Below are 8,431 nucleotides of genomic sequence, written 5' to 3' on the forward strand. Positions count from 1 at the left end.
GAATGCGGCCCCGGCGTCACCACGCTGAAACCCGGCGATCACGTCATTCCGCTCTATACGCCGGAATGCCGCCAATGCCCCTCCTGCCTCAGCCAGAAAACCAACCTCTGCACCTCGATCCGCGCGACGCAAGGCCAGGGCCTGCTGCCCGATGGCACCACGCGGTTCTCGATGCTGGATGGCACGCCGATCCATCATTACATGGGCTGCTCCACCTTCGCCAACCACACGGTCGTGCCGGAAATCGCCCTCGCCAAGGTCCGCGACGACGCGCCCTTCGACAAGATCTGCTATATCGGCTGCGGCGTCACCACCGGCATCGGCGCGGTGCTGAACACGGCGAAGGTCGAGATCGGGGCGAAGGCCGTGGTCTTTGGCCTCGGCGGCATCGGGCTCAACGTCATTCAGGGCCTGAAAATGGCGGGCGCCGACATGATCATCGGGGTCGATCTGAACAACAGCAAAAAGGAATGGGGCGAGAAATTCGGCATGACCCATTTCATCAACCCGAGCGAGATCGAGGGCTCGGTGGTGCAGGCCATCGTGAACCTGACCAAGACCGAGGCCGACCAGATCGGCGGCGCGGATTACAGCTTTGATTGCACCGGCAATGTGAAGGTGATGCGCGACGCGCTGGAATGCACCCATCGCGGCTGGGGCGTCTCGGTGGTGATCGGCGTGGCGCCGGCAGGGGCCGAGATCAGCACGCGGCCCTTCCAGCTGGTGACGGGCCGGGTGTGGAAAGGCACCGCCTTCGGCGGCGCACGCGGGCGCACCGATGTGCCGAAAATCGTGGACTGGTATATGGATGGCAAGGTGGAGATCGACAGCATGATCACCCACACCCTGCCGCTGGAGCGCATCAATGAGGGCTTCGATCTGATGCACAAAGGCGAAAGCATCCGCGCCGTGGTCGTCTACTGACCCGACAGCAGCGGGGGGCCAGCCCCCCGCACCCCCCGGGATATTTAAGCCAAGATGAAGGGGCGCCGGTTTCCTTAAAACCCCCGTTTTCACCTTGGTGCAACTATCCTCAGGGCCGGGCGGGCGCGTTTCGCGCCCCCCTTGAGGTGAATGGGCCAAAGGCCCAGAGGGGGCGCAAGCGCCCCCTTTCCTCGGGGAGGTGAGAGGGCAGGGCGTTCAAGGCTCTCCGCTCGGCTCTGGCTTCAAGCCTCCCCGAGGACAAGTTGCGCGCCAGATTTTCCTTCGACCGGAGTGCCCAGCCATGAGCCAGCATCGCCACCTTCTGTCGCCCCTCACCCTGCGCGGCCAGACGCTGCGCAATCGAATCGTCTTTGGTGCCCATACCAACAACATGGCCGAGCAGGGCCTGCCCGGCCCGCGCACAGCCGCCTATCTGCTGGAGCGCGCTTTGGGCGGTGCGGCGATGATCGTGGCGGAACCCATGCCCGTGCATCGCACCGGGGTGCTGACCCGCGGCAATTTCCGCCATGGCGACGATGCCGTGATCCCGCATTTCCGGCGTGTGACCGAGCCGGTGCAGGAGGCCGGGGCGGTGATCCTACAACAGCTTTACCATATCGGCGCGCATGGCGATTCCGACCTCAGCTTTCAGCCGCATTGGTCGCCCTCGGGCGGGCCCAGCTATCATGACAGCGACGGCTCGCATCGCATGACCGAGGCCGAGATCGAGGAGCTGATCGCCGCCCATATCGCCGCCGCCCTCCGCTGCAAGGCTGGCGGGTTTCAGGGGGTGGAGGTCTGGGCGGCCTATCACTCGCTGCTGGACCAGTTCTGGACGCCGTGGTCCAATACGCGCGACGATCAATGGGGCGGGAGCCTTGAAAACCGCACCCGGTTTTCCCGCCGCATCATCGAGGGTATCCGCCGCGCCTGTGGCGAGGATTTCATCATCGGCCTCGCGGTCTCGACCTCGGATTCGCATCAGGTGACGCTTCAGGTGGAAAGCCTGCTGGAGATCGTGGCGCTGCATGATGCCACCGGCCATGTCGATTACATCACCTGCGGCTCCGGCGGCTATCTGGATTTTGAGCGGCTGATGCCGACCTTCCTGTTTGGCGAAAAGCTGACCGCGCCGGTGACCGAACAGATGAAGGCGGTGGTGAAGCACGCGCGTGTTACCTCGGAGGCGCATATCCGCACGCCGGAAAATGCCGAGGCGGTGATTGCCGCAGGGCAAGCTGATCTGGTGTCGATCGTGCGGGGGCAGATTGCCGACCCGCATCTGGCGCGCAAGACCAGTGAAGGCCGGGCGGAGGATGTGCGCGGCCGCATCTCTTGCAATCAGATGTGCTGGGGGCGGCGGTCGCGCGATTACTGGATTTCTTGCCTCATCAACCCGTCCGTCGGGCGCGAATGGGAATGGGGCGGGGATCGCTTCACCCCCACGCCCACGCCGCGCGACGTGCTGGTGGTGGGGGCAGGCCCGGCGGGGCTTGAGGCCGCGCGGGTGGCGGCAGAGCGCGGGCATCGGGTGGAGATCGCGGAGGCCGGGCCGCAGATCGGCGGCCAGTTCCGGCTGGCCGGGATGCAGCCGCGCAGGGGCCAGATCACTGATCTGTGGGGCTGGTATGAGCGGCAGTTCACCCAACTGGGCGTCACCCTGCGCCTCAACACCTTTCTTGATGAAGACGACATCGCCGCCCATCCGGCAGGCGTGGTGATCCTTGCCACGGGGTCGCTCCCCGACCCGGAGGCGCGGCAGCGTTGGTTCCCCGAGGCCGGGCCGCTGCCGGGGCTGGAACTGGGGCAGGTTTACGCGGTCGAGGACGTGCTGCGCCGCGAGGCACGGCTGGGCGATACCGTGATCGTGCTGGATGAGGGCGGCAATTGGCGCGGGGTCGGCACCGCCTGGGCGCTGGCCGAGCAAGGCAAGCGTGTGGTGATCGTGACCCCCGATCCCTTCATCGGCAAGGAAATCGCCCGCACCTCTGCCGATGGCCCGGCGCGCGGGCGGCTGGCGCGGGCGGGGGCGCGTTTCCTGACGGAACATGTGATCACGCGTTGGCACGGCAATGGTGCCACGGTCCGCAACCTGCTGACCGGAGCCGAGGAAACCATTGCCGCCTCGGCCCTTGTGGTGGCAACCACCAATCAGGCCTTTGATCCCTTTCCCGAAACCTTTGCGGGCAAGGAAACCCACCGCATCGGCGATTGTGCCGCGCCGCGTCAGGCGCCTTATGCCTTTCACGAGGGGCGGCGGGTGGCGCTGGGGCTGTAAGGGCTGCGATTCATGGTTGAGCGTGCCGGTCAGGCGCGCTAATCCTGCCCCCGATGCGTGAAGCCAGATTTGCAAGCCACACGCGGTTTGCACATATTGGAGAGCTTCATGCTGCGTCTGGCCGCCCGCCTTCTGGCAACTGCCCTGCTGGTTTCCCCCGCCTTTGCGCCCGCCTTTGCGGAAGAAATTCAACTGCCCACCGCCACCGGCCCGGTCGCCGTGGCCGCCAATCCGGCCAAGGTCGCGGTGCTGGATATTGCCGCCATCGACACGCTGGATGCGCTGGGCGTCACCCCGGCAGGCACGCCGGACAACCTGTATGTGCCCTATCTTGCCAGCCTCTCGGGCAAGGCGCTGCCGGTGGGCACGCTGTTTGAACCCGATCTGGAGGCCCTCGCCGCCCTTGCCCCCGACCTGATCATCGCGGGCGGGCGGTCTTCCACGCAGGTGGAGCCGCTGTCCGCCGTGGCCCCCACGGTCGACATGACGATCTGGGAAGACATCCCCGCCGAGGGCCGCGCCCGGATCGCAGGTTATGGCGCGCTGTTTGGCAAAGAGGCCGAGGCCACCAGCCTGACCGCCGCATGGGATGCCAAATTCGCCGAGGCCAAAGCCGCCATCGCGGGCAAGGGCCGGGCGCTGATCGTGATGACCAACGGGCCGAAAATCGCGGCCTATGGCAAGGGCTCGCGCTTTGGCTGGCTGCATAGCGCGCTTGATCTGCCCGAAGCGCGCGAGAATCTGGACCCCGAAACCCATGGCGATGCGATCTCCTTTGAATTCATCGCCGAGGTGAACCCGGATTGGCTGATCGTCGTCGATCGCGCCTCGGCCATTGGCGAGGCCGGTTCGGCGCAGGCCACGCTGGACAACGCGCTGGTCAAGGGCACCACGGCGGGCCAGAAGGGCCAGATCATCTATCTGGAGTCCGCGCCGATCTATATCGCGGGTGGTGGCTTCCACTCGATGATGGGCACGCTCGATCAGCTGATCACCGCGTTTGGCAAGTAAGCCCTTGCCCCCGGTCTGGCGATCTTGCCTGATATTGCTGGCTTTGCTCGTGCCCTTGGCGCTGGCAAGCCTGCTGCTGGGCGTGGCCGATCTGGGCGCGCAGGTCTTTGCCCTGTCGCGCCTGCCGCGCACGCTGGCGGTGCTGCTGACCGGGGCGGCGCTGGCGATTGCCGGGGTGGTGATGCAGCAACTGGTGCGCAACCGCTTTGTCGAACCCGGCACCACCGGCACCGCCGAGGGCGCGGCGCTGGGTCTGCTGGCGATCACGCTTTGGGCGCCCGGCGCGGCGCTTTGGCTGAAGATGGTCGTGGCAAGCCTGTCGGCCATGGCCGCCACCGCGCTGTTCCTGCGGCTGATCCGCAACCTCCCCCCGCGCGAGGTGCTGCTGGTGCCCCTGGTCGGTATCGTGTTTTCCGGCGTGCTGGGGGCGCTGGTCACCTTCATCGGCTGGCAGACCGATCTTTTGCAGATGATCGGCATCTGGCTGATGACGGGCGAGTTTTCCGGGGTGATCGCCGGGCGCTATGAACTGCTGTGGATCGCCGGGGGCGCCGCCGCGCTGGCCTGGGCTGCCGCCGACCGCTTCGCCATCCTCAGCCTCGGGCGCGAGGCCGCCATCGGCCTTGGCCTTTCGCCCGAGGCGGTGATGCGGCTGGGGCTGGTGGTGGTTTCGGTCACCATGGCGCTGGTGATCGTGACGGTGGGGATGATCCCCTTCGTCGGGCTGGTGGTGCCCAATATCGTCTCGCGGCTGCTGGGCGACAATCTGCGCGCCACGCTGCCGGTGACGGCGCTGGCGGGGGCGGCGCTGGTCCTGGCCTGCGATATTCTGGCCCGGCTGATCCGCTATCCCTATGAGCTGCCGGTGGGCACGGTTTTGGGCGTGCTGGGCTCGGGCCTGTTCCTGTGGCTGCTGCATCGGGGGCCCGCCCGTGGTTAGATCCGTGGTTAGATCCGTGGCTAGACCCTTGATATGGCTTGGCCTTGCGCTTGCGCTGGCCTCGGCGTCCTATCTGTTCTGGGGCCTGTCCGGCCCGCGCTGGAGCTTTGTTCTGGGCCTGCGCGCCGTCAAGCTGGCGGGGATGCTGCTGGTGGGGGCGGCGGTGGCGGTGGCGACCGTGCTGTTCCAGACCCTCAGCCGCAACCGCATCCTGACGCCGCAGATCATGGGCTTTGACGCGCTGTATCTGCTGCTGCAAACCCTGCTGGTGGCCGGCCTCGGCGTCACCGGCTTTGCCAGCTTGGGCAGCCCTGCCCGTTTCGGGCTGGAGGTGGTGGCGATGATCGCGCTGGCGCTGGTGCTGTTCGGCCTGCTGCTGGGGCGGGCGGGCCAAGACAAGGGGGCGCAGGACATTCCGCGCCTGATCCTCACCGGGGTCATTCTGGGCGTGCTGTTCCGCTCGCTGACCGGGCTGGTCGCAAGGGTGCTGGACCCGAACGCCTATGCCGTGGTGCAGCAGGCGGGCTTTGCCAGCTTTGCCAGGGTAGATGCCACGCTGTTGCCGCTGGCCGCAGCCTTGGTGCTGGGCTGCATCGCGCTGGCCCTGCGCCTTGGCCCGGCGCTGGATGTGCTGGCCCTGGGGCGGCCCATGGCGCTGTCGCTGGGCCTCGCGCATGACCGGCTTTTGCGGCTCGTGCTGGCGCTGGTGGCAGCGCTGGTCGCCACTTCCACCGCGCTGGTCGGGCCGCTGGCCTTTCTGGGCCTGATCGTGGCGGGCTTTGCCCATCTCCTCAGCCCCGCGCCGCGCCACCGCGTGCTGCTGCCCGTTGCCATGCTGCTGGGCGCGCTGCTGCTGGTGGCGGGGCAAACCCTGTTCGAGCGCGCGCTTGGCCTGCAATCCGCCCTGTCGGTGGTGATCGAGGGCGTGGGCGGGCTGTTCTTCCTGTGGCTTTTGCTGAAAGGAAAGCTGCGATGATCGAGGTTTCGCATCTGCATCACAGCATCGGGCGCAGGCCCATCCTGCGCGACCTGTCGCTGCGGCTGCCGCGCGGGCAGATCACCGCGCTGATCGGGCCGAATGGTGCGGGAAAATCCACCCTTCTGTCGCTGATCGGGCGGCTGGTGCCCCTGCAACAGGGCCGCATCACCCTGAATGGGGCCGATATTGCCACCACCCCCTCGCGCGATCTGTCGCGGCGCATGGCGATCCTGTCACAGCACAACGCCCCCGGCAGCCGCCTGCGCGTGGCCGAGCTGGTGGCTTTTGGCCGCTGGCCCCATTCGCAGGGCCGCCCCGCGCCCGAGGATGCGGGCCATGTTGCCGCCGCGCTGGAGGCCATGGGCCTTTCGCCCCTCGCCCACCGCTTTCTGGACGAGCTGTCGGGCGGGCAACGCCAACGCGCCTTCATCGCCATGACGCTGGCGCAGGGGGCCGAGTGGCTGTTGCTGGATGAACCCCTTGCCGCGCTGGATATGGCCCATGCGCGTGGCGTGATGGCGCAACTGGCGGCGCTGCGCGATGCAGGCAAAAGCGTGGTGGTGGTGCTGCATGACGTCAACCATGCGGCGGTCTGGGCCGATCACATCGTGGCGCTGAAAGACGGCGCGCTGGCCGCCGAAGGCCCGCCCGCGCAGCTTTGCACGCCGCAGGTTCTGGGCGCGCTTTACGATATGCCGCTGCAAGTGATGCAGGTGGCGGGCAAGCCCCTGATCCTGCATCACCTTCCCGGCTGAAGCGCGGCTTTTCCGTCACGCCTTGCGCAGAATTGCCTATCGCGGCTCTGGTCTTTCCTGCCCGGTTCCGCTTAAAGACCCCCAGCCAGCCACGCGGTCTTGTCTCAGCCGCACCCGCAAGCGTTTCCCCCTTGATCCCTTGCGAAAGGATGGCACCCGATGCCCCGTCCCCTTCTGCGCGCCCTTCTGGCGGGCGCGGCCCTTCCGGCCCTGACCTCTGTTCCCCTTTGGGCACAGGAAACCCAGCTTGACCCGGTGATCCTGCAAGCCGCCAGCGATGAACCCGGCGAGGCCGCAGGCTCCACCACCCTCACCGAGGAAGAGATCGAGGCCGCCAGCACCGGCACGCTCTCCGACCTGTTCCGCTCCACCCCCGAGGTGACGGTGGGCGGCGGCATTGCCGTCACCGAAAAGGTGTTCGTGAACGGTGTGGACCAGCAGCAGCTGGCCGTGAGCGTGGATGGCGTGGCGCAGAACAACCGGCTGTTTCACCATCTGGGCGCCAATGTCGTCGATCCGGGCCTGTTGAAGGCGGTCGAGGTCGATGCGGGCGTGGCGCCTGCCGATGCCGGCCCCGGCGCCTTGGGCGGCGCGATCCGGTTCGAGACCAAGGATGCCCGCGACCTGCTGGCCGATGGCCGCAGCTTTGGCGGCAAGCTGACCTTCGGCTTTGTCGACAATGGCGATACCGCCAGCACCGCCCTCACGCTTTACGGCGCGCAAGGCCCGGTCGATGCGCTGCTTTATGTCAAGCGCGCCACGGGTGACGCCTATGAAGATGGCGATGGCAGCGTGATCAATGGCACCGGCGCCGATCTGTCTTCGGGCATGATCAAGGTGGGCGCCGAGGCGAATGGCTGGCGGGCCGAATATTCCGCCATGAAGGTGCAGGACGAGGCGCTGCGCCCCTACCGCGCCAATGTCGGCGGCGTGATCGGTGGCGCCCCCGTGCCGGAACTGCGGCTGTACGGTGTGGAACAGACCACCCAGGCGCTGACCTTCTCGCGCGTTGATGGCGAAGGCATGATCGACCCGGAACTGCAAATCGCCCATTCCGGCACCAAGCTGAACATCCCCGAGCCCTATGGCAGCACCGGCGACGCCGATGCCCTTTCGGTCACCGCCAAGAACACCTTCCATTTCGACAACGGCCTGAAACTCACCGCCGGTCTGGATTACCAGGACCGCGAAGGCAGCTATGCCGAGCCGGGCTATTTCGTGTCGGAAGCGGTGAAGAACACCGGCCTGTTCGTGCAGGGGCGCGGCACGGTGGGGCAGGTCGATTACTCGGCCGGTCTGCGCTATGACTGGAACCGCTTCGATGGCGTGAACGGGCAAGAGATCAACAGCAACGGCGCCAGCGCCAATGCCTCGGCCACCTGGCACGCCTCCGAGGCGCTGTCCTTCAATGCCGGTTTCGCCAATACCTTTGGCGGCATGGCGCTGGCCAATGCCTTTGACATGTATCGCTTCTCGGCGGCGGGGGCCTATGATGCGCTGGCATCTTCGCGCGCCAAGACTGCCGTGCTGGGCACCACATGGCA

At 66.9% G+C, this 8,431-nt stretch carries 7 protein-coding genes; all 7 read left to right on the forward strand.

What is annotated here, in order from left to right; genetic code table 11:
- Positions 1 to 924, forward strand: a 924-nt coding sequence (locus tag JNN06_RS14035) for a zinc-binding dehydrogenase (RefSeq protein WP_291240220.1), incomplete at its 5' end; no start/stop codon positions are given.
- Positions 925 to 1,225: 301 nt separating this feature from the next.
- Positions 1,226 to 3,202: an FAD-dependent oxidoreductase gene (locus JNN06_RS14040; protein ID WP_291240221.1), complete on the forward strand. Its 1,977-nt coding sequence runs from the start codon at positions 1,226 to 1,228 to the stop codon at positions 3,200 to 3,202.
- A gap of 108 nt (positions 3,203 to 3,310) precedes the next feature.
- The gene (locus JNN06_RS14045) at positions 3,311 to 4,213 is read left to right on the forward strand and encodes a siderophore ABC transporter substrate-binding protein (protein ID WP_291240222.1); all 903 of its coding nucleotides are present in this window, start codon (positions 3,311 to 3,313) and stop codon (positions 4,211 to 4,213) included.
- A 34-nt stretch (positions 4,214 to 4,247) separates the two neighbouring features.
- Entirely contained in the window at positions 4,248 to 5,153 is a 906-nt protein-coding gene (locus JNN06_RS14050; protein ID WP_291240223.1) for an iron chelate uptake ABC transporter family permease subunit, read from the forward strand.
- 16 nt (positions 5,154 to 5,169) lie between these two features.
- A complete protein-coding gene (locus tag JNN06_RS14055; RefSeq protein ID WP_291240224.1) occupies positions 5,170 to 6,129 on the forward strand; it encodes an iron chelate uptake ABC transporter family permease subunit in 960 nt (319 codons plus the stop codon).
- Positions 6,126 to 6,887, forward strand: coding sequence for an ATP-binding cassette domain-containing protein (locus JNN06_RS14060; protein ID WP_291240225.1), 762 nt, complete (start codon positions 6,126 to 6,128; stop codon positions 6,885 to 6,887). The genes JNN06_RS14055 and JNN06_RS14060 overlap by 4 nt, the downstream gene beginning before the upstream one ends.
- Before the next feature lie 159 nt (positions 6,888 to 7,046).
- Positions 7,047 to 8,431 (forward strand): TonB-dependent receptor (locus JNN06_RS14065; protein WP_291240226.1); only part of this gene is annotated, 1,385 nt, incomplete at its 3' end.

The organism is Gemmobacter sp., from assembly GCF_016792925.1.
In the GTDB taxonomy this organism is placed as follows: domain Bacteria; phylum Pseudomonadota; class Alphaproteobacteria; order Rhodobacterales; family Rhodobacteraceae; genus Gemmobacter.

What these genes read in the sequence shown, in the direction of transcription:
- JNN06_RS14045 (WP_291240222.1), top strand. Translation starts at nt 3,311, where the DNA reads ATGCTGCGTCTGGCCGCCCGCCTTCTGGCAACTGCCCTGCTGGTTTCC.
- JNN06_RS14040 (WP_291240221.1), top strand. Translation starts at nt 1,226, where the DNA reads ATGAGCCAGCATCGCCACCTTCTGTCGCCCCTCACCCTGCGCGGCCAG.
- JNN06_RS14060 (WP_291240225.1), top strand. Translation starts at nt 6,126, where the DNA reads ATGATCGAGGTTTCGCATCTGCATCACAGCATCGGGCGCAGGCCCATC.